This is a genomic window from Acinetobacter sp. YH12201 (genome assembly GCF_013418145.1).
In the GTDB taxonomy this organism is placed as follows: Bacteria; Pseudomonadota; Gammaproteobacteria; order Pseudomonadales; family Moraxellaceae; genus Acinetobacter.
This window is the reverse complement of sequence record NZ_VPCP01000042.1, coordinates 1-19919: the sequence shown is the minus strand read 5'-3', so window position 1 is coordinate 19919 and position 19919 is coordinate 1. Positions and strand designations below refer to the sequence as shown.

Here is a 19919-nt window from a genome sequence, read left to right as displayed (position 1 = left end):
TCACAGCAACGCCACCAGCTGCTCAAGGTCAGCCTGATTGACTTGAGAAGTCAGTGAAATACGCAATCTTGAACTGTGTTTCGGTACTGTAGGTGGACGCACCGGCATGATATAAAATCCGGCCTGTTGTAGCTGCCGGGCTTTTTCCACCGTCTTTTGTGACTCGCCAATAATTACCGGCACAATATGTGAAGTCGAAGGACAATCAAAACCTTTGGCCTGTACCGACTGTTGCAGATTTTGACTGATCTGTTGCAGATGCTGACGTTGCTGTTGTAAGCCTAAAACTTTCTGGAAAATAAAATCAGTCCACGCCATACACATGGGTGGCTGTGCGGTACTGAAAATCAGCGGACGCATGGAATTAATCAGATATTCACGAATGATCGGATGGCAAATCAGATAACCACCGACCGATGCCAGTGCTTTCCCGAAAGTCCCAACCAGCAGATCAATCTCATCAATCACCGCATACTGTTCTGCACAGCCCAAGCCTTGCTCGCCGCGCACACCAATGGCATGTGCTTCATCAACATACAGCATCACTTTAGCAAATTGTTGTTTGATACGAACCAGTTCAGCCAGATCGGTTTCGTCGCCATCCATGCTGAAAATGGATTCCGTGACCACAATAATGCGCTCAAAAGCCTCATCTGTATGGTATTGCTGTAAAAGCTGTTGCAGATGATTCAGGTCATTGTGCCGATAACGCACATATTTTGCAGAGGATAAACGGATACCGTCAATCATGCTGGCATGCACCAGTTTGTCGGCCAGAATCAGGGTCTTACTGTCGCTTAAAGCTGGCAGAATCCCGATATTCATGTGATAGCCACTGTTGAATAACAGCGCAGCTCGTCCATGAAAAGCCTGACTTAAACTGGCTTCCAGCTGTTCATATTCAGGAAAATTTCCGGTTAAAAGCCTTGAAGAAGATGAACTCATGACACGAAGTTCATTCGGTGTTTCGTCAAAAAACTGTTCACGCAAAGTTAAGTCTGCTGCCAATCCCAAATAATCATTGGAAGACAGGTTAAGCATCGAATGACACTGGATTTCAATCATTCGGCCTTGCTGGACATTAGAGGTAAATTGCCGCAAATTGCCCTGCTGTTTGAGTTCATCCAGTTTGCTTGCATAATCATTTAACAAAGGGGCATTTAACAGCTGGTTATTTAACAATTTCATGCGGATACCTCTTGCATCTGCTCCACCACATTCACTAATTGTTCCAGCAATATATTCAATTGTTGTTCAGTAATCACATACGGCGGCATCACATAGACCAGTTTACCAAATGGACGTATCCAGATGCCTCGCTTAACAAACTGTTGTTGCAGGCTTTTCATATCCACATTAAATGTCAGCTCCACCACACCAATCGCGCCCAGCACCCGCACATCCTGCACATAATCCAGTGCTGATAGGGGTTGCAGATGGTGTTGCAACTGTTGCTCGATGCGCTGAATATTGGCTTGCCAGTCCTGAGCCAATAAAACCTCGGTACTTTTCACAGCCACCGCACAGGCCAGCGGATTGGCCATAAAGGTCGGGCCATGCATAAATACGCCTGCCTCACCACGGCTAATGGTTTCAGCTACACGCTTGCTGGTTAAGGTAGCCGAAAGTGTCATATAACCACCAGTCAAGCCTTTGCCGATGCACATGATATCCGGCTCAACGCCGGCATGTTCCCAGGCAAACAATTTGCCAGTACGACCAAAACCAGTGGCAATTTCATCAAAAATCAGCAGCACTTTATATTGTTCACACAGCAATTTGGCTTGACGCAAATATTCAGGATGATAAAAACGCATCCCGCCCGCACCCTGCACAATCGGTTCCAGAATTAAAGCAGCAATGCTGGCATGGTGCTGTTTTAAGACCTGTTCCAATTCTGCAATATCATCCTGATTCCATTCATCATCAAAGCCGACCTGTGGGGCTGCAACAAAGAAACGGTTAGGTAAACTGGAACCAAAAATCTGATGCATGCCTGTGACCGGATCACAAACTGACATGGCATTCCAGGTATCGCCATGATAGCCAGAACGCGGGGTGACAAAATTGGTTTTCTGACTTTCACCTTGTGCAGTCCAAAACTGCACCGCCATTTTTAATGCCACTTCTACCGCAACAGATCCAGAGTCAGCATAGAAAATTTTATCCAGACTGGGCGGGGTAATTTTTAACAACAGTCTGCCAAGTTCAATCGCAGGATCATGAGTCAAACCACCAAACATGATATGCGACATCTTGTGTAATTGATCCGTCACGGCCTGATTCAGTTCAGGATGGTTATAGCCATGGATGGCACACCACCAAGAAGACATGCCATCAATCAGTTGCCGTCCATCTTCCAGCTCGATAATGGCACCATGCGCCTGTTTTACCTTAAAGGTCGGCAATGGATCGGTCATGGAGGTATAAGGATGCCAGATATGCGCAAGATCAAAGTCCTGGTCGTTTAATTCGGTCATCCCTTACTCCTGCAGACGCTTGAAAATCAATTTTTCATGATCTTAAACCTGCATGAACTAAAAATAAATTGCGAGATAAACCAGTTATCCGCTTGTTTGTTCTATTTTCTTTAAAAATTGGCAGATTTTGCCAGTTATTAGTTCAGCTTCAAATAAAGGAAAGCCATGTGACCCGCTGATCAGCTCTGTTTCCAGAAACTTTGCATTGAATTTATGAAAATTTCTTTGAACTTTGTAGCTAACTAAAAAATCCTGTTTTGCAAACACATGATATTGATGACCTGGGTAATCCCTCAAGATATCGACATTATTTAAATACTCAAGGCATAATAATCCTTGTCTTAAAGTTTCAATCGATTGTGCCTGAATCAAACTTTGTAAAGTGATGAAGTCAGCTTTGGTGGTTACTGTGCCTTGACACACCATATAGCCAAACTTTTTTAAAGTGGAAATTGCATCTTGTTCAAATGATTGTTTGAACTGCTGAAAGGTCGGCTGATCCATTGCCATTGGCCATGTATCGTTTGCTACGAAACAGGGGTTGGAACCCAAAGTAATCAATACTTTTTCCTGTCCATGCTGCTTTTGAACCTGATCGACCAATACTGTAGCCAACTGCCCCCCCAAAGACCAACCGGCAATCACATCAAACTGATGCGCCAGTTCCACTTTCTGCTGTAGAACCTGTTCATCTAAAGCATTAAAAATGTTGCAAAGTTCAACCTCATATCCTTGCGCCGCCAAAGCCTGTTTTAATGGATCAAGCAGTTGGGTTCCACCGCCCCAGCCCGTGATGAGTAAAATACGTTGATTCAAGGTAAGCTCTAAAAAAACTAAATCATTTGAACAGTATAAAACCTCTGTCTCAATTCTCGCAGCAGCATTTCAAAATTCATTCATAATCCACTATCGTGAATGGCGACAAGGGAGTCGTTGTTGCTGAAGGATGATATGAATCTTACCTTTGACCGACAGCGGGGTTTTGTTACTTTTGATCCATCAAAGGTAAATATGCAAACACAGGTAATTTTTAAAGAATTTCGTTCATAATAAAATTTGAAATCATTACAAACCTACACTGCAACGTCTCATCAGCAAATCTGCTAAGATTAATGCAAACATTAATTATAAAAGTATACGTCATGAAAACTTCAAAACTGCTGCAAATCAGCTTGATATCCATATCAGCATTCAACGCTTTCACGGTTCCTGCCTATGCCGAAAATTCGATCTTCGCTTCTCAGAAAAACACTGAGAAACAATGGGTCGGAAAAGCGGCACCTGCATTTAAATTGCAGGATCAAAATGGTCAATGGCATTCCTTGAACCAGTACAAAGGCAAATGGGTGGTGTTATATTTCTATCCTAAAGACAACTCTCCTGGCTGTACCGAGGAAGCCAATCAATTTAAAGCGCTCTATCCACAATTTTTAAAAAGCAATGCCGTGGTTTTGGGGGTGAGTCTGGATGATGTCAAATCCCATCAAAAATTTTCAGAAAAATTAGGTTTAACCTTTCCTCTTTTGGCAGATCACAAACACCAGTTATCGAATCAATTGGGTATTGTGCGTAATCTGGGCATTATCCAAATTGCCAAACGGGAAAGCTTTCTGATTGATCCTCAAGGCACCATTGTTTACCACTATAGCAGTGTGAATACGCAAACTCATGCGGCTCAGGTCCTGGCGGATATACGGAAATTTTCTCAATAGCACGTCATTGCCCATCTCAATCATAAATTTAAACAAATATAAAGCCCGACTCAGGTCAGGCTTTATATTTCAACATTTAAACTTACATTTGCGATTGAATATAGTTTTGCAAACCAATCAATTCAATCAGACGAATCTGTTTTTCCAACCAGTATGTATGATCTTCTTCCGTATCCGACATTTGCTGACGAAGCATATCACGGCTCACATAATCACCTTTCTCTTCACACAATTTCACGCCTTGTGCCAATTTTTCACGTACATGATATTCGAGTTTTAAATCTGCTTTTAAACAGCTCACCACATCTTCACCAGTTTCGATGTCATCGCGGTTCATATTCGGTGTACCTTCTAAAAACAATACACGGCGAATAAGCGCATCGGCATGAGCAGCTTCTTCCTGCATTTCATGGTCGATCCGTTCAAAGATTTTGGTCAGTCCCCAATCTTCATACATACGAGAGTGGATCAGGTATTGGTCGCGAGCAGCCAGTTCGCCACCGATCAACATATTTAAATAATCTACGACTTCTGGATTACCACGCATTTTTATAACTCCCTACCTTTATGGGCTTATTATGGAGAAAATCATCTGGATTTGCAAAATAAAATTTCCGTAAATATATGATTTTTAAACAATTAAAATGAGAAGCACTTACATTTACAGTTTTAGTTGAATAAATTCCCATTTATAAAACAATGTCTTGCACTCAGTACTCAGCTTAGATGAACAAGATCAAAGTACTTTTATAATGTATTGGTTTTTTGTAACTAGATTCAAAATCATTGTGGCATATATTCATTGAACTATATGCGTATCAAATCAGAAACGCTGAGTGCATCGGCATCAGGTTATTATATATAAGCAAAATTGAGCTTGTTCATTGGTATAAGCAGGCCAAATCTTAGTCATGCACCGACAAGCTCACTCATCCTCAGCGAAAATAGGCTTAAGCTGAAGTCCAACGTGCATTTCTCCATGCTTGTTGTTGCTTTAAATCTAAAAAAGTCCAAGCGACAAAACGACTTTCTTTTTGCCCCTGCGTCATTTTAATGGTTTTCACATCCACTGCTCCGCTCTTACGCAACGCATTTAAAAGCACAGGCAATGTTGTTTTCTTGGAAACCAGTGTGCTAAACCAAAGACATTGCTCAGCAAACTGTATGCTCTCTTGTACCATTTGGCAGACAAAGCGTTCTTCACCACCGTCACACCAGAGTTCATTTTTTTGACCACCAAAGTTTAACACCACCTTCGTCCGATCAACCGGCTTGCCAAGTTTTCTTAATTTTTGAGTTGCTGTGGCATTTGCTTCATCTTGCGAGGCATGAAATGGCGGGTTACACATCGTCAAATCAAAATGATCTGTGGGTTTAATCACACCTTTGAAAATATTGCTTGAGTTCTTCTGCAATCGAATCTGAATCCCTTTACGCAAATTTGGATTCGCCTCCACAATGAATTGAGCACTTTTAAAGGATGTAGAATGAATGTCTGAGCCTACAAATTTCCAACCATAGCTACGATGACCAATGATCGGATAAATACAGTTTGCTCCCACCCCAATATCCAACACTTGAACGGCATGCCCTGTTGGAATCTGACCTTTATTATTGGCACTCAACAAGTCAGCCAAATAGTGGATATAGTCAGCTCTACCCGGAATAGGCGGACAAAGAAAATCTTGAGGAATATCCCAATATTGAATGCCATAAAAATGTTTCAGCAATGCTTTATTGAGCATTTTCACAGCCAGTGGATCAGAAAAATCGACTGAAAGATCGTTATATTTATTTGGGCTAACAAAAGGTGCAAGTTCCGGACAAGTCTGCATTAACTGAGGAAAATCGTAACGACTGCGATGCAGATTTCGTGCATGTAATTGCGATTTTTGTTGCGGAAAAGTTTTCTTTGCTTGCGCCATGTGTATGCCAATAATCAACGGGAGAACAGAATCATCTGATAAGACAGGCTCAATACCTGTCAATAGATCGATATTGTACGTGAATTCAGCTCATCATGACGATCCCAACCCAATCAAGCCATAAAAAAGACATCCGAGGATGTCTTTTTTAATTCATGCTTAAGATCGATTAAGCAGGAAGTTGACCATGCTCTTTCATCAAAGCAATAAACTGTTCTTCGTTGATCACAGCGACACCGAGTTTTTCTGCCTTATCCAGCTTGGAACCGGCTTTCTCACCAGCAACGACACATTTGGTTTTACTGGATACACTGCCGCTGACGCGTGCGCCTAAGGCTTGGAGTAACTGTGTCGCTTCATCACGGCCCATGCTGCTGAGCGTACCCGTCACCACCCAGCTTTCGCCATTTAGTGGCTGACGTGTCGGGGCAACTGGAGCATCCCAGTGAATTCCCGCTTCGAGCAAACGCTTGACCACTTCCAGATTATGCGGCGCCTGAAAGAAATCGATAATCCATTCAGCGGTAATCTCCCCAACATCCGGCGTTTTTTTCAAGGCTTCAATATCGGCATTTTGCAGTGCTTCAAAAGTCTGGAAAGTATTGGCCAGCATACGTGCAGTGGTTTCTCCCACGCCACGAATCCCCAAGGCATAAATGAAGGAAGCCAGTGTGGTTTTCTTGCTGTTTTCAATTGCATCAAACAGGTTTTGTACCGATTTTTCACCCATTTTATCAATGTTTAAAAGCTGTTCACGATGTTCGTGCAAACAGTAAATATCCGCCACATTTTTGAGCAGGTCGAGATGGAGTAAACATTCCACCCAGCGATCGCCCAGACCTTCAATATCCATAGCCTTACGCGAAACAAAGTGGCGAATGGCTTCAATTCGCTGGGCTGCACAGTACAAACCGCCAGAGCAGCGTGCCAATGCCTCGCCTTCAGGCATCACCACCGGCGAATCACAAACAGGACAATTTTCCGGTAAATGAACCTCTACTGCCTCATCCGGGCGGAATTCCGGCCAGACTTTTTCCACTTTCGGAATCACATCACCGCTACGGTATACGCTGACGGTATCGCCAATTCGGACATCTAAACGGTGGATTTCGCCAATATTATGCAGGGTGACATTGGACACTGTGACCCCACCGACCGCGACAGGGTTTAAACGTGCAACCGGGGTTAAAGTTCCGGTACGCCCCACTTGCCAGTCAATATTTTCTACCGTGGTTAAAGCCGCCACCGCCGGGAATTTATAGGCAGTTGCCCAACGGGGTTCACGGCTCAAAAACCCGAGCTGTCTTTGCTGTTTTAAGTCATCGACCTTGATGACCAGACCATCAATTTCAACACTTAAATCGGCACGTTCTGCATTGATTTTTTCATAAGCTTTTTGTACATCCTGAATCGTGTCACAAATAAAATGACTTTCCCCGATGGTAAAACCAAACTGGGTTAACCATTCCAGACTGGCATACATAGTGGTCTGGCCATGATGAGGTTCGCACTGTGCTATACCATAAGCATAAAAGGCCAGTGGACGTGAGGCTGCAACATTTGGATCGAGCTGGCGCAGACTGCCTGCCGCTGCATTACGCGGGTTGGCAAAGGTCTTTTCGCCTTTGGCTTCATTTTCGGCATTCAGCTTTTCAAAACCTGCTTTAGGAATCAGCACTTCACCACGCACTTCAAGCAGCGTCGGCACCTGAGCCTGTGTAGAGCTTAGAACTTTCGGCAAGTTACGAATGGTTTTAACATTATGAGTAATGTCTTCACCGGTTTCACCATCGCCACGAGTGACGCCACGAACCAGCACACCATTTTCATACCACAGGGAAATGGCCAGGCCATCGAATTTCAGTTCGACATCGTATTGAATCTTCTGGTTTGGTAAACGCTCTTCGATACGGCGGGCAAAAGCGAACAATTCTTCCTGGTTAAAGACATTACCCAATGACAGCATCGGTACGGCATGGGTCACGCTGGCAAATTTAGTAAGCGCTTTGCCACCCACTTTATTGGTCGGAGTATCCGCCTGTACATATTCGGGATATTTTTCTTCTAAAGCCTTGAGCTGATGAAAGAGCTGATCATATTCACTATCTTCAATGCTGGGTTGATCCATCACATAATAGGCATGGTTATGCTTGGCTAAAATTTGAATCAATTGACGCATTTGCGCTTTGATAGTTGAATCTTCGGTCATATCTACACCATAAAAAAGGGCGGTCTATTTCCGCCCTTCATAACTATTTGATCTACTCGCTATTATAGAAATCGAGTCCGTCAGTTTCAAACTAAACTTCTGTGCTTTGACCTGCACGGTAATCAATCGCGAAATGACGCCATTGTTCACGTAATTGCGGCGTAAATTCCTGATTGTTCTGATCATACACGGTGCCGTCAATTTCACGGGCAATCAGGCGTGAAATGCTGTCCATAGTATCAAAGGCATTCTGTACATCACTGTGTGGCAATGCCAGGAAGAAAGCCAAGCCTTTCACTTGCTCAGTAGATAAAGTTTCCAGATCAAAACCGGCTGCACCTTCGTCAGTAATCTGCAACACTGAGAAGAGTAACTTGCTGCCATCTTCAGTATAACGATGGAAACAGGCCATTTCACCAAAACGCAGGCCATACTTTAGCAAGACTTTTAAGGTTTTTTCACCCGAAAGCACCCGACGTTCCGGATAAATATTCAAGGCAATAAATTCGGCTGCAGTCGATAAGGCACTGGCTTCATCCACGCGTTGCTGTTCATGCAAGTGCTCATCCAGAATGCTGCTTTCATCTTCAAAGTCTGAAATTTCGGCTTTTTCAATGCTGCTGTTCAGGTTAAATTCATCTGCTTTTTTATCTTCACCTTGTTGAGCCTGCTCTGAGCTGGCTTCAGATTTTACTTCTTCTACAGCGGTAGCATCTGCTTTCAACTCCGCCTGAGCGGGTGCTGCTGCCTGTTCAACCTGAGCGGTTTCAACCTTTTCTGCTTGCGCTTCTGCCTGCTGAGCTGCCGGAAGCTGTTCAGCCGCCGTTTCAGTTAAAGTGGGTTCAACACGTTCGGCTTCTTTTGCACTTTGTAGTTGATCACGCACATGACGAGGAATGACCGGTTGCTGGCTGTCAGAATTGACATGAAGTTCCGAATCTAGTGACGGTGCTGCATCCCCAGGTTTTTTAAACAATAATCTTAAACCGAATAGCATAATGATGATGGCGATAACTATGCCAACAATCGTAGTGACTTCCATACTATGACTCCGCAACTAAACCGTATTCTTTTGCCTGTTCCAAATCGACAGTGACTAATTTTGAGGTGCCCGGTTCTGGCATGGTAACACCTAACAAATCGGTTGCCATCGTCATTGCAACTTTATTATGGGTAATGTAAATGAATTGCACCTGTTCAGAAAGTTCTTTTACCAGGTTACAAAACCGTCCCACATTGGCATCGTCCAAAGGTGCATCGACCTCATCCAGTACACAGAACGGTGCCGGATTTAAACGGAAGATGGCAAACACCAATGCCAATGCTGTTAATGCTTTTTCACCACCAGAGAGTAAGGCCAGAGAACTGTTCCGTTTACCCGGTGGACGCGCCATTAGTTTTACACCCGATTGCCAGTCATCTTCAAGGCTTAAACTGGCTTCACCGCCATTAAATACCTTCGGGAACAGGTCTTGCAGTTCATGATTGACCTGATCAAAGGTGGTCATAAACAATTTGCGGGTTTCCTGATCAATACTCTTCATGGCACCCTGTAACTGATCGACTGTTTTTTCCAGGTCTTCAATCTGATGACTCAGTTCTTCAAAGCGACTGGAGACTTCCTCATATTCTTCAGAAGCCGCCAGATTCACCGCACCCAGTTTTTCAAACTGCTGCTGTGCTCTTTCCAAGGTTTGTTGATGGCTGGCAATATCAATACTCAGCCCGGTGAGCATTTCACTATTCATCTCTTTTAACTGTTCAGAATAGTGCTGCCAGTCAGACTTGGCTGCTTGCCAGGCCAGTCGCTTTTCTTCCAGTTGAGTACGCAGCTTTTCATCTTGCTGCTGATGCTGATGACGCTGTTCGGTCAGGTGCTGCTGTTTTTCTTGAACACTGTTCAGTTCAGCCTGCCATTCATTCCAGGTCTTTTGCAACTTCTCGGTAATGTGTGCCTGCTCACTGAATTGAGATTCCAGTGCTGGTAATTCCAGCTGCACCGGATCAACAAACTTTTTCGCCTGCTCCATTTGCGCAATAATCTGCTGATACTGTGCTTTTGAGAATGAAGCATCTTTTTCCAGCAATTCAATTTGCTGTCGGGTTTGCGTGGCCTGACGACGTAACAGTTCGAGCTCCTGTTGCGCTTGCTGCCAGGTGTGCTGGGTATTTTCCAGCTGCTCGGTCAGTTCCTCAACCTGGAATTGCAGGGTTTTATAATTCGGTAAAGCCTGTTCCAGTTTCAGGTTTAAGGCATGCAGATCAATTTCCAGATCATCTTTCTGCATGGCATCCTCTTCCAGCTGCTCATCCAGCTGTTGCAACTGACTGGCCAATTGCTGTTTCTGAAGCGAAAAAGCCTGATCCGTACTTTGTACTTTGGCAACATTGACATCCAACTGCTGCAACGCTTTTTGCTGTAGCTTTAACTGGTCTTGCTGCTCTTGAATATTTTTTTGCAACATTTGAATCTGTTTTACCAGTTCCGGCAACAGCTGTTCCGCCGTTTCAAGCTGTGGCAACTGCTGTGCCAATGCTGTTTCAATTTCTTCCAAACGGATACGGTGACTCAGTGCCCCTTGTCCTGCCTGACTGGCTTCATCGTAAAACAGACCGATCACCCAATCTTGAGCCACCTGATAACCATCCAGCGTCAAGATAGACTGACCAATACCCAATTGAGACTGTAAAGCCAAAGCCTGATGAAGATTGTCTGCAACGGCCACCTGCTGCCAGATGGAATGCTGCGGCGATTCAATCCATTCGGCCAGACACGGTAAACTGGCCAGCTGAATCTGCCCTTTTGCCACCTGAACTTTCAGCTGACGGGCAATACTTTCCGTGAAATCAGCATTAGCATCTAATACTTGTGCAGAGAGCCATTTCGCCAGGAATTTTTCAATCAGATGGGCATGGTCTTTGGCCTGATCTTTGAGCTTCAACACCTGCATCAACTGCACGGCATCGCTCTGGACTTTCGGACTGTTCTTGATCAGCAACTGATGGAGATTTTTCTGTTCCGACTGCAACACCTGAATCGCAGACTTCAAACTTGAAACATCATTTTTCTGCTGCGCATATTGTGCTTGCACTGACTCTAATGTTTGTTTCTGCGTTTGAATGGCTTGTTCCAGCTGTTCAATCTGCTGAGACAGTTGAACTTTTTCACTTTCCAGCTGTTCAATATCCTCCAGCTGGTGCTGATTTTGAATTTGTGCGGCTTGTTGTTGCAAGGTCTGTTTTTGCTGTTCAATCCGGGCAATATTTTTGGCCAACTGCTCACTTTGCACCAGCATCTGCAGTTTTTGCTGCTGCTGTTTTTCAACCTGAGCTTTGACCAGTTCAAATTGCTGTTGTACCTGTTGCTGTTGTGCTTTCAAATCCCCCAGACTTTGACTCTGGTCTTGTCCCTGGCTTTCTTGCTGCTGTAATTGTTCAGTCTGCTGTTCATGCTGGGCTTGCAAAGTTTCAATTTGTAATTCAATCAGTTGCAGCCGTTCTTTGGTCTGTAGTTTTTGCTGTTCCAGCTGACTTAAGGTTGTCGTATTCTGCTGGAACAAGGATTGCTTCTGTTCCAGCGTCATTTTCAGTTCAGCCAGTTTTTTCTCGGCCTGTTGCCATTCATTTTGCAGTGGCGTGGACTGCTGAATCAGGCGCTGAAATAATTCACTGGTTGCAGTCAAATCATGTTCCAAAGTAGTCAATTCGGAACGCACCAGCTTGAAGGTTTCGCCCAGCTCATTCATCTGCACAGTATATTCTTGCTGTAAGCGGCTGCTTTGCTCACATTGAAATGACAGCACTTCCACTTTTATGGTGCGAATCCGGGTTTCCAGTTCTTTATATTGAATGGCGGTTTCGGATTGACGTTTCAGGGTTTTCAGCTGGGATTTCAGTTCCGCGGCAATATCTTCAAGGCGGGATAAATTTTGCGTGGTGTGATCCAGATGCAATAGGGTTTCACGGCGACGTGCCTGATAACGGGAAACACCGGCAGCTTCCTCAATAAACACCCGCATTTCTTCAGGTTTGGCATCGACCAGACGGTTAATCATGCCCTGTTCAATGATCGCGTAAGAGCGCGGACCCAAACCGGTTCCCAAGAAAATGTCGGTGATGTCACGACGACGGCATTTGGTGCCATTTAAAAAATATTCGGACTTGCCATCACGGTTGACCTGACGACGTACAGCCAATTCGTTATAGGCATTATAAGCGCCACCGAGCTTGCCATAGGTATTGTCAAAACGCAGTTCGACACTGGCTACACCGACAGGTTTTCGTTTCGCAGTTCCGGTAAAAATCACATCCTGCATGCTGCCGCCACGCAGCTGGCGCGCACTGGACTCTCCCATTACCCAGCGTATGGCATCAATCACATTGGATTTACCACAACCGTTAGGCCCAACCACAGCGGTACGATTTGCCTTGAAATGTAAAGTTGTACTGTCGGCAAAAGATTTAAAGCCGGAAAGTTTTAAGCTGCTTAAACGCATAATGTCCTGATCAACGTCGTGAACGTCTTGCCCATGCAAGTTCGATTTGTTTCATCCGTGTCAGAGATTCCAACACAAGGTTACGCAAGTGTCGACAAAAATCATCCATAAATAAAGTAGCTTGTTGTGATTTTCGGATCAAAACTGCATCAGTCACCAGCTTAAATAATTCAAATGATTCCTGCAGTTCGCGATGCGAGATATTTAAGGTTAAAAAATAGCTGCGGCGCAGTGAAGGTAACAGTTCCTGGTAGACTTTCATTAAATAAGGATTGCCGACCATTTCATGCTGACGAGACAAGCCCTGAAAGATTAAATCATAAAATTTTTCAGTATGGCCGTGACGGGTTTCTTCCTGCAACTGTTGCAATAATGCCTGAATGCTTTCGGCTTCATGCGGACGCCAGGTTTCGGCCATGCGTTGCACGATTTGCCCACACAGCAATGCACACATTTCAAACAGGGCACGTACCTGCTGGGCAGACATTTCCGAGACAATCGCCCCACGACGGGGATAAATTTCGATTAATTGGGTACGCTCCAGCAGCAGTAAGGCTTCACGCACCGAACCACGACTGACATCCAGTTCAGAGGAAATGCGCAATTCTTGAATGCGTTCCCCCTCTACCAGTTCACCGCGAATGATTTGCTCACTAATATGCCTGGCAATCTGCTCGGACAAACTGTCCTTTTCTTGTTCTTGCATACTGTTCCTATCTTGTTTTTATAAGATGCAATCAAAAAAATTGGATAAACCCTGTGGATAAATCCTGATTGTTACTTGCTTTTTTACTTGATTTTAATTGCAAAAAATATGACATTGTCAGACAATTTTCAAGTCGATAAAGCCAATATCAGTTTGTGATCAGTAGATCGGATAAAACTGTCTATTTCTGCCAAATATCCTACTCTAGACTCACTTCAACCTAAGTGATTCATTTAAATTATAAAATAAAACTTATTCTTAGTTCAGCACATCCCTAGAAAAACTGCAGGATAAGTGATCTCAAGGTGCGTATGCAAAAACCATAGCACACCTTTTCATCTCTTTTATATGGTTTTTAAATTAAAAAAAGGCTGAAAAACCTTGATAAATAAAATACGAACCGACAGTTGCTAACAGGCAGGAAAAACATCTTTTCAGCATGGCTGGCGATAGTTTATGCGCCACTTTTGCACCTAATTTAGCCGTCATAAAACTCATGACACTAATACCAATAAAGGCATAGATATGCACATAGCCAATACTATGCGGTATTTCAGTTTCGGTATTGGAACCAAACCACATAAAGCCTAACGCACCAGCAATAGCAATCGGCAAGCCGCCTGCAGCTGAGGTGGCCACCGCTTTCTGGATCACCACACCATGACGGCTTAAATATGGCACGGTCAAGCTACCACCACCAATACCGAATATGGCAGAGGCAATCCCAATTCCGCCACCTGCCAGAATCTGCATGGCTCTGGAAGGTAAATGATGATTCGGGTCCACCGCTTTGCTTGCACCATTAAACATGGTATATGCCACCCAAAGGGCAAAAAAGCCGATTAATAATTGCAAGCCCTGACCCGACATATAGTCCGCAATACCGGCTCCTAAAAATGCCCCTAAAGCCAGTCCCGGCGCTAAATTACGAAATACATCCCACATCACTGCGCCTCTTTTATGGTGCGCTGTGACCGAGCTGATGGAAGTGACAATAATGGTCGCTAAAGATGTACCCACAGCCAGATGCATAATCACCGATGGATCATAATGTAACTGGGTAAATACAATATAAAGAATGGGAACAATAATCAGGCCGCCACCAACACCAAACAGCCCGGCAGCAAAGCCCGCCATTGCACCAATCAATAAATATATGATTAACTCCATTATTCACATTCCACGGTTACTTAGATTTAAATGGATTTAGAGACCCGACAGCTGCAAAAAATCCTCGATGATGCCCATCAGCTTCCTGAAGTTTTGTTACTCAAACCCGTCACCACGTCGACCAATGACGATGTACGTAAAATTGCACTGAAAGGCGTGCACAGTGTTCTGGTTTGCAGTTCCAAACAGACTCAAGGTCGTGGACAGCGTCAACGACAGTGGGTATCGCCTGAAGGCAACATCTATTTAAGCACATTGCTGAATACGCGAACAGCCATTGATGGCCGGCTGGCGCTTGAAATCGCACTGAATATTTTACAAATGCCGAGTTTGCAAAATTTAGATTTGCAAGTGAAATGGCCGAATGACCTGTATAGTCGACAAGGTAAATGGGGCGGCATTCTGGTTGAACCGATTTCCCCACATCAGGTCATTGTCGGGGTCGGGATTAATCTCGAACCTGTACCTCAAGCACAGATTGACCAGCATGCGACGTCATTGCATGAGTTAGGATTACAGGATACTTCCCGTATTCAGCTGATTGCTGAACTGTATATAGCGATTCAGCAAGCCAGTGCATGGTTTGATCATGACTGCTATAACCTGGCGGCACGTTTTAATCATTATGCGGCTTTTATAAACCAGGCTGTTGAATTTGAAGACCATTCGGGAGTATGTTCAGGTATCTTCCAAGGCATTCAGGATGATGGTTCGGTCAACATTGACACCCCTGACGGCTTAAAACAGTTTTATCAAGGGCGTTTACGCCGCCTGAGTACCTCTCTTTAGAGAAATGCAATGAAGAATTTATGGCTGGATATCGGCAATACCCGACTCAAATACTGGATTACTGAAAATCATCAGGTAATTGAACATGGTGCAGAACTGCATCTGCAATCCCCTGCCGAACTGCTCCTCGGTTTAATCCAGCATTTTAAAAGTCTGGATCTGCAACAAGCCGGGGTGTCTTCGGTTCAGGACAAAAAGAACAATGAACGCATCCAAAAAATTCTCAAGTTTTTAAATGTTCCGGTGACTTTTGCCAAAGTTCATGCCGAATATGCCGGCTTACGCTGTGCCTATGAAGATACCAGCAAGTTCGGGATTGACCGCTGGCTGCAAATGCTGGCTGTCGTGAACAATCCGGAGCAAAAATATTGTGTGATCAGTTGTGGAACTGCACTGACCATTGACCTCACCGATGGCTTGCAACACTTGGGCGGTTATATCCTGCCGAACCTGTATTTGCAGCGTGATTCCCTGATTCAAAATACCAAAGGCATCAAGATTCCCGATGCCATATTTGATGAGCTTAGCCCAGGTCGCAATACCATCGATGCCGTTCACCATGGCATTCTGCTCAGTCTGGTCAGCACCATTGAAAAGGTCCTGGAAAAATACCCAAGCCAACTGATTTTAACCGGTGGTGATGCACCACTATTTGCTAAATATTTGACAGCTTATCAGCCTGTTATTGAGCATGATCTGTTGCTGAAAGGGCTGCAAAATTATATTTATTCCTTGGCTGACGCCTGATTTTAACGAATAGGATTTAGCGAATCAGATAAGGTTGTATCGTCTGCCAGACTTCCGGCAGTTCGGTGCAGCCTTTTATAAAAATGAATGGCTGAATGTGTGCATCCGGCAATTTACCTCATTACTTGCATAAAGATTGCAATAGATTCCCACCAGATTAATGCAGCAGCAAAGGTTTTAGCACATCCCAGACCTGGTTAAATTCATCAAAACCATCACTGCGCATAAAATGCCCGGCATGGTTCACCTCCTGCATCTGGGCATTAATGTAATGACCTAGCAGTACAGCTTTGGGCGGTGACACATAAGGATCATTACAGGAAAACAGTAAAAATCGGGTCGCAATCTGTTTTTGCAAAATAGCCATGTCTAATTTTGCCTGCCGAATAAAACCCTCCAATTCGGGTAATGCAGTGAGTTTATCCTTAAAGCCAGCCACCAGTATCAGCCCTTTAATTGAAGTCTGACTGAGTGCCTGAGTCAAAAAATGCAGACTGGCAAGACAACCTAAACCATGCGCGACAATAATGCTTTCTGAATCTAAATGGGGTATTTGCAGCTGTATTGCTGTTTGCCAGCTTTGAAAATTTGGTGCGTTCGAATCGGGTAAGATTAGTCGCCTTGCCAGATGGCCTGAATGCTGAATTTGCTGGCTAAGCCAGGGAAACCAGTGATCATTAGGAGAAGCTTGATCACCATGCACAATATAAACTTGCTTTTGTAATTGTGACATATCTGTTCTTCTTATTATAAATTGTAGAATGAGTCATATTTATTCAATTATAATATGCCGATGAGAATCAAAAAATCCAGCCTGTTCATCACAAAATAAACCGGATTGTTTCAAAGTGTTTTTAGGATAGGAAAAAAGGCAATAAAAAAGGCGCATTACGCGCCTTCTTGGGATTGATCAGTAAAGCTCAATCTTATTTATCTTTATTGCCGAATAGCGGGCCCATACCACCGCCACCGAATTGCTTTTGCATATTGCCCAATGAACGCATCATTTTTGCCATACCTGACGGATTGGCAAATTTCTTCATCATTTTCGCCATTTGCGCGTGTTGCTTGATGAGTTTATTCACTTCAGCAACATCCATACCGCAACCTGCTGCAATACGTTTTTTACGACTTGGGTTCATGAGGTCCGGGTTACGACGCTCTTTAATGGTCATCGACTGGATAATCGCTTCCATCTTTTTCACTTGCTTTTCGGGGTTCGCCTGCGCAATCGCATCCTGAATACCCGAGTTGCTCATGCCTGGAAGTTTATCTAGGAAGCCCATCATGCCGCCCATTTTATTCATTTGCTCAAATTGCATCAGCATATCTTCAAAGTTGAAGCTGCCGCCTTTTTGCAATTTTTTCGCCATTTTTTCGGCTTTTTCTTTGTCGATCTTGCGTTCAACTTCTTCGACCAAAGAAAGCACATCACCCATACCCAAGATACGCTGAGCGATACGCTCAGGATGGAATGGCTCAAGTGCATCGAGCTTTTCGCCCATACCCAGGAATTTAATTGGCTTGCCGGTAATTGCACGAACTGAAAGCGCCGCACCACCGCGTGCATCACCATCAGTTTTCGTGAGGATCACACCGGTTAATGGAAGCGCATCATTAAAGGCTTTGGCTGTATTCGCCGCATCCTGACCGGTCATGGCATCGACCACGAACAGGGTTTCAGTCGGCTTGATGGCAGCATGAAGCTCTTTAATTTCGTCCATCATTTCGTCATCGACGTGTAGACGACCTGCGGTATCGACAATCAGCACATCAGCAAACTGGATTTTCGCTTGTTCAATGGCACGGTTGGCAATATCAATTGGTTTTTCATTGGCATTCGATTCAAAGAAAATCGCGCCAACTTCACCCGCTACAGTTTGCAGCTGTTTGATTGCCGCTGGACGATAAACGTCGGCAGAAACCATGGCCACTTTTTTCTTTTGACGCTCTTGCAGGAAACGTGCAAGTTTTGCCGCAGTCGTGGTTTTACCCGCACCTTGCAAACCTGCAAGCAGTACAACCACAGGGGGTTTGGCTGCGAGGTCAAGGCTTTCATTGGCCTCACCCATCATTTTGGTCAGTTCGTCATGTACAATTTTGACGAACGCCTGGCCCGGTGATAACTGAGTCATCACTTCTTGGCCCAATGCCTCTTCCTTAACTTTCGCGATGAACTCACGAGTTACAGGTAACGCCACATCGGCTTCAAGAAGTGCCATACGCACTTCACGTAACGTATCTTTAATATTGTCTTCGGTTAGCTGCCCTGAGCCAGTAACATTTCTTAAACTCTGCGTGAGTCGTTCTGTTAAGGTATCAAACATTGCAAATTCCGCTTAAAATAGCCGTGAGCAAAAAATTGTTTCTTAAAATAGAAAATTTATGCATAGAATGCTATAGGATACTGTAGTTCGCATCGAATTTATATAAATGAATATTCATCATCCTGAAAAAGGTTTGACATGATTAGCCTGCCCTTGGTTTACACGATCTTAGCATTAATCGCTTATACCTCATCTTTCTGGTATCTGTTTATCCACTTAATGTCAAAACGTGATCCAAACCATTGGCTTATTGGGCTGGTACTGGGTTTAGGGGTAATGTTGCACGGGGCTGTGCTGTATAGCGATATGCTGACCCCTTTAGGCATCAATTATGATGTTTTTGTGCTGATGTCATTTACCTCTGGTCTGATGCTGCTGCTCAGCCTGCTGTTTAGTACATTTCGTCCCATTTTGGCACTGAATTTACTGGGTATCCCTGTTGCTGCAATCGGTCTCATTTTAGGTTTTACCTTAAGCAAGACCAATCAGGTGATTGAACAGCATTCTCTGGGCCTAGACATTCATATTATTTTGTCTTTATCCGCCTATGCGGTTCTGTTGATGGCCACCATTCAAGCCGTGATTTTGTGGTTTCAGAACCGTGAATTAAAGAATAAGACCAAAAGACTGTGGGTTAATTTACTACCTTCATTCCAGGCCATGGAATCCTTGCTGTTTGATTTAATCATTACCGGTTTTATCTTGCTGACTTTAGCGCTTGGTTTTGGTTTCTTTACCATTGAAAATTTCTTTGCCCAGCATTTGGCGCATAAAACGGCGTTTAGTATTATTTCCTGGTTTGTTTATGGCTTTCTGTTGATTGGTCATTATAAATTTGGCTGGCGCGGTCAGAAAGCCATTCGCTTTACTTTGATTGGTTTTATGCTACTGGCGATTGGTTTTATTGGTTCCAAGTTTGTACTGGAAATGATTTTGGGTAAGTAAGACCCTTTTGTTCAGTGTGTCTAATTAAAAATATGGAACATGATAAATCATTAAAAAGGCCCAACCCTTATGGTTTGGACCTTTTTTTCATACGATATATCATTGATTAAAAATAGGCTTTGTTGCACAAACCTATCTGTAAAGGCTTTTTCAGCGATATAATTTTCAAATGAAGAAGCCTACACACAAAATCTACCGCACAACCAATTGGCCCGCATATAACCGAGCACTCATGAGTCGCGGAAATATTGCCCTTTGGTTTGATCCTGCTACGCAATGGTATGCGCCATCAAAAGGCAAACAAGGGCGAAATCAAACCTACTCCGACGCAGCCATCCAATGCTGCTTAATGATTAAATCCTTATTCCGTCTGTCTTTACGTATGGTTACTGGCTTTGTGCAAAGTCTGATTA

General features: G+C 44.0%; 17 protein-coding genes. 5 read left to right on the top strand and 12 right to left on the bottom strand.

The genetic code is table 11. The features are described 5' to 3' along the window. From FTU91_RS09535 to FTU91_RS09525, 3 genes are all read right to left on the bottom strand, one after another. Positions 1-1188: an 8-amino-7-oxononanoate synthase gene (locus FTU91_RS09535; RefSeq protein ID WP_180082007.1), complete on the bottom strand. Its 1188-nt coding sequence runs from the start codon at positions 1186-1188 to the stop codon at positions 1-3. Further along, complete coding sequence (bioA, locus tag FTU91_RS09530) at positions 1185-2480, bottom strand: adenosylmethionine--8-amino-7-oxononanoate transaminase (RefSeq protein ID WP_180082005.1); 1296 nt, start codon at positions 2478-2480, stop codon at positions 1185-1187. Before bioA ends, FTU91_RS09535 begins: the two co-directional genes overlap by 4 nt. Positions 2481-2564: 84 nt before the next feature. After that, positions 2565-3296, bottom strand: a complete 732-nt coding sequence (locus FTU91_RS09525) for a hydrolase (protein ID WP_180082003.1) — start codon at positions 3294-3296, stop codon at positions 2565-2567. Positions 3297-3622: 326 nt separating this feature from the next. Here FTU91_RS09525 and FTU91_RS09520 point away from each other — a divergent pair, with 326 nt between their 5' ends. Next, positions 3623-4192, top strand: coding sequence for a peroxiredoxin (locus FTU91_RS09520; RefSeq protein ID WP_180082002.1), 570 nt, complete (start codon positions 3623-3625; stop codon positions 4190-4192). An 82-nt stretch (positions 4193-4274) separates the two neighbouring features. On the opposite strand, the gene bfr is transcribed toward FTU91_RS09520, so the two are convergent. The 7 genes from bfr to FTU91_RS09485 form a co-directional block, all read right to left on the bottom strand. Then, positions 4275-4739 (bottom strand): bacterioferritin, encoded by a 465-nt coding sequence (bfr, locus tag FTU91_RS09515; RefSeq protein WP_180082000.1) that lies wholly within the window; start codon positions 4737-4739, stop codon positions 4275-4277. A 403-nt stretch (positions 4740-5142) separates the two neighbouring features. Continuing rightward, positions 5143-6117 carry a 23S rRNA (adenine(1618)-N(6))-methyltransferase RlmF gene (gene rlmF, locus FTU91_RS09510; RefSeq protein WP_180081999.1) on the bottom strand — a complete coding sequence of 325 codons (975 nt, stop codon included), beginning with the start codon at positions 6115-6117 and terminating at the stop codon, positions 5143-5145. A 169-nt stretch (positions 6118-6286) separates the two neighbouring features. Then, complete coding sequence (gene ligA, locus FTU91_RS09505) at positions 6287-8326, bottom strand: NAD-dependent DNA ligase LigA (RefSeq protein WP_180081997.1); 2040 nt, start codon at positions 8324-8326, stop codon at positions 6287-6289. Between the two features lie 91 nt (positions 8327-8417). Continuing rightward, the gene (locus tag FTU91_RS09500; RefSeq protein ID WP_180042512.1) at positions 8418-9368 is read right to left on the bottom strand and encodes a cell division protein ZipA C-terminal FtsZ-binding domain-containing protein; all 951 of its coding nucleotides are present in this window, start codon (positions 9366-9368) and stop codon (positions 8418-8420) included. A 1-nt stretch (position 9369) separates the two neighbouring features. Further along, positions 9370-12822: a chromosome segregation protein SMC gene (gene smc / locus FTU91_RS09495; protein ID WP_180082025.1), complete on the bottom strand. Its 3453-nt coding sequence runs from the start codon at positions 12820-12822 to the stop codon at positions 9370-9372. A 10-nt stretch (positions 12823-12832) separates the two neighbouring features. Further along, positions 12833-13528 (bottom strand): GntR family transcriptional regulator, encoded by a 696-nt coding sequence (locus FTU91_RS09490; protein WP_086196089.1) that lies wholly within the window; start codon positions 13526-13528, stop codon positions 12833-12835. Positions 13529-13888: 360 nt separating this feature from the next. After that, positions 13889-14698, bottom strand: a complete 810-nt coding sequence (locus tag FTU91_RS09485) for a sulfite exporter TauE/SafE family protein (protein WP_180081995.1) — start codon at positions 14696-14698, stop codon at positions 13889-13891. Between the two features lie 30 nt (positions 14699-14728). Here FTU91_RS09485 and FTU91_RS09480 point away from each other — a divergent pair, with 30 nt between their 5' ends. Continuing rightward, on the top strand, positions 14729-15487 hold the full coding sequence (locus FTU91_RS09480) for a biotin--[acetyl-CoA-carboxylase] ligase (protein WP_180081993.1): 759 nt from the start codon (positions 14729-14731) through the stop codon (positions 15485-15487). A gap of 9 nt (positions 15488-15496) precedes the next feature. Continuing rightward, positions 15497-16234, top strand: a complete 738-nt coding sequence (locus FTU91_RS09475; protein WP_180081991.1) for a type III pantothenate kinase — start codon at positions 15497-15499, stop codon at positions 16232-16234. A 157-nt stretch (positions 16235-16391) separates the two neighbouring features. On the opposite strand, the gene FTU91_RS09470 is transcribed toward FTU91_RS09475, so the two are convergent. Then, positions 16392-16967: an alpha/beta hydrolase gene (locus FTU91_RS09470; protein ID WP_180042516.1), complete on the bottom strand. Its 576-nt coding sequence runs from the start codon at positions 16965-16967 to the stop codon at positions 16392-16394. 193 nt (positions 16968-17160) lie between these two features. Next, positions 17161-18561, bottom strand: coding sequence for a signal recognition particle protein (gene ffh / locus FTU91_RS09465; RefSeq protein ID WP_086196094.1), 1401 nt, complete (start codon positions 18559-18561; stop codon positions 17161-17163). A gap of 138 nt (positions 18562-18699) precedes the next feature. On the opposite strand from ffh, the gene FTU91_RS09460 reads away from it, so the two are divergent. Both FTU91_RS09460 and FTU91_RS09455 read left to right on the top strand, forming a co-directional pair. Beyond that, complete coding sequence (locus tag FTU91_RS09460) at positions 18700-19506, top strand: inner membrane protein YpjD (protein ID WP_086196095.1); 807 nt, start codon at positions 18700-18702, stop codon at positions 19504-19506. Positions 19507-19675: 169 nt separating this feature from the next. After that, on the top strand, positions 19676-19919 hold a 244-nt coding region (locus FTU91_RS09455), incomplete at its 3' end, for a transposase (RefSeq protein WP_180081989.1).